Genomic DNA, 2719 nt, shown 5'->3' on the forward strand with positions numbered 1-2719 from the left:
CATAGCCTTCCGGATACTCCTCTTTGTACTCCTCGAAGAGCACTTGCCGCGTTACGTGGGGCCGCTGCAGTTCTTTGATCCAGTAATCGACTTTGCCTTCAAAGATTAACTTACGATCCGCAACGGCACCGGCTTTGTCAGGGTAGAGAATCTGGCGCAACGGCTCGTCGGCTAAGCCAAGTACTATTTCCAGGTCCTCGTTATAAGCGGCGGCTAAACGATAGTAGTGCCGAACGGTGTTCTTTGACACCTTCAGGGTTCTCGCTGTAGCTTTGATTGATTCAGTAGACTGGTAGGTGCGGAGAATATTTTTGATCTGGTCCATACGCTTGATTTTGCCCATTGTCGCTGCTCTTGATGAGCGGCGAAGATGGGAGGATCAAGCACGAGTCTCAACGTAAACCGAGGGGGGCAATACTCCGGAATGTTTTCCACAGGGGGTGGGGTCAATACTCCGGAATTGGGGGGTCAGTACTTTTCGGAACTGGGGGGTCAAAGCTGCCGGAATACGCAGGCGACCGTATGGCTGCCCCTTCGAGGTCTTTTGATGAAACAGTATGCTATCAGTGTGTTTCATACGGCCAGAAGAGGCAAAATTTCGCCGCTCATAGCTAGTGTGCATAATACGGTTATCAGTTCTACAAGATTGGAAGGTGAAGAACTACTTCCTGGAGTAAATTCTGAGTTTGACTTAGGGTATGATGAGCCAAGAGATTATTTGCCCGAAGAACTAGTTAAACTGCTGGATGAAAAGTTCCCGAACATTAGTTAATAATAAGGTCAGGATTTGTTCGATTGAGCAAATCTTGATCCATCGAGGCATGGAGCACTGTTAGCTGAAGCTTTTAGAAAAGTGAAGGGGAAGCCAGATGGCTCACCTTTATAGCTGTTTCAGTGAAAGAGTATGCTATAGTGGCCAAGGCCACTATAAACACGAAATAGGCCATCTCTCATTAGAAAGATGGCCTACGTAAAGCTAGAGAAGTCTTATTAAAACTGCAAAAACCTGTAGCCCAATCCAAATTGAATTGCAGTTATACGATTGTCAAAAGAAATGGGCGTTGGAACATCCTCAACTTCAACTGGTCCATCTGATGCAGAACTTATTTGCTGACGCAAATTAAGGTGTAAAAGAAAGCGACCATAGCCTAAATCAATTCCTGCATTGATTTTTAAAACAGAGCCGCCGAAAGAACGATTTAGAGCATTCTGGATGTTAATTGCTCTTACTTGTCCAGGTCTATTAGCGATTTTATCAACGTAATCAGTTTCATTTACAGGAAATGAGTAGGTAATGCCAATCTTAGGAATTACTTCTAGACTTCCTAACTCAATCTTGTAAGATGGCAACACTGAAATATCGACTCTATCTGGGGCATAAAACAAACTTCTTGTTTGCGGCCCAAACATCCCATTATTCTCAGTAGGGTCCCTAAAGAAAACGCTGTAAGCAGTTCGACCGTAATCAATTTGAGTTTGTATACCAAATTGATCTTTTAATGTCCAGTCAGCTTTAGCCCCTATAAAGAATGACTGTTCTGGTTCCGCTTTCGTTTTGCCAAACCCAAACTCAAACTCTAAATCGGATGCATCTGCAGGAGAGACTAATCGATGGATGGTAATTTCACCGCCAACTAAGAGACTTGCTCCGTTAAGCTGACCCCATACGCATATAGGAGTAAGCAGACAGAAAAGAATCAACATTGAGGATGGATATTTCATATCGTTTCTTTTAATTGAGTGTCTGTCTAACTTGAAAGAAAACCCAGTCTGAGTTATACTCAGTTGGAGGGATTGTTCTATGGCAGTACTCAACTAAGTTTTCTCCTAACCGATCAGAATTATTTTTAATTTTGATTGATGCGCTAACTTCTTGGATTGAAACTTCGACACCGAAAACCTTAATCGTAGGCTTAAACTTAAATCCTAGAGTTATTTCAGGGCCACCATCAACTTCTTCCCATGTATAATTCATTAGACTGCCTTGAATTTCTGGTAGCCAAGTGATAACATCTTTGAATTCTCCGTTAAAATGGTCAATGTCGCAGTGAAACCAGGTACATGTTCTCAAATCATCAGAGCGGCCAAACCAAGATTTCCTTAGGGTAGTTGGCCCGCCACCAGCATTCCTAAAAGTGATATGAACTCTTATTTCATGTTCTCCATCAAACCATTCATTGGCATCACGCCAGCGGTCCATATCAACGAATCGACGGAAAGAAACTTGATCCATAGTCTCATTCTGAGCTCGGTCAGAATCCTCACAAGGAAACTCTGTTGATCTGAATGTAATAGGAGGGCTCGGTGGGTTTCCTCCGTTACCATTATTTATTGCATTACAGTTATCAAAATCTTCTACATCTCCAAAGTCGTAGTAAAATTCATCATCTTCACTTGAGATAGGCTCAAGAGGGCAAAACATTTTATTTAGGCGGTGTATCAAATGTAAGGATAGGAATCTAGGTTTCGTTGCCACAAGAAATATCGGATTGCTGCGACATGATTGCTGAGGTCTTTCGAGAAGCTGAGCGTCTTTCGGACGAGTCTGCTAACTCGCGCCCTTACACCGGTAAAGTAGCCCTCTATATAGTAGGTTAAGGCTTTTCCCGGCTTGTGCTGCTCTGGAGGGATTAGTTGGTAGTAGCTTTCAAAATGATCAGTAGCAAATTGACATTTTTGCCTTAATCGACTTGGGAGTTTGTCAAGGATAGCTTCAAGA

At 42.9% G+C, this 2719-nt stretch carries 3 protein-coding genes and 1 pseudogene; all 4 read right to left on the reverse strand.

Translation table 11 applies throughout. The features are described 5' to 3' along the window. A pseudogene (locus tag FUA23_RS22010) lies at window positions 1-325 on the reverse strand (hypothetical protein); the annotation flags it as partial. 665 nt (window positions 326-990) lie between these two features. Then, on the reverse strand, window positions 991-1722 hold the full coding sequence (locus FUA23_RS22015; RefSeq protein ID WP_147932933.1) for a hypothetical protein: 732 nt from the start codon (window positions 1720-1722) through the stop codon (window positions 991-993). 10 nt (window positions 1723-1732) lie between these two features. Then, window positions 1733-2443: a hypothetical protein gene (locus FUA23_RS22020; RefSeq protein ID WP_147932934.1), complete on the reverse strand. Its 711-nt coding sequence runs from the start codon at window positions 2441-2443 to the stop codon at window positions 1733-1735. Beyond that, entirely contained in the window at window positions 2440-2709 is a 270-nt protein-coding gene (locus FUA23_RS23225; RefSeq protein ID WP_406603414.1) for an IS1 family transposase, read from the reverse strand. Before FUA23_RS23225 ends, FUA23_RS22020 begins: the two co-directional genes overlap by 4 nt. Between the last annotated feature and the right edge of the window lie 10 nt (window positions 2710-2719).

The organism is Neolewinella aurantiaca (assembly GCF_008014675.1).
GTDB classification, from domain to species: Bacteria; Bacteroidota; Bacteroidia; order Chitinophagales; family Saprospiraceae; genus Neolewinella; species Neolewinella aurantiaca.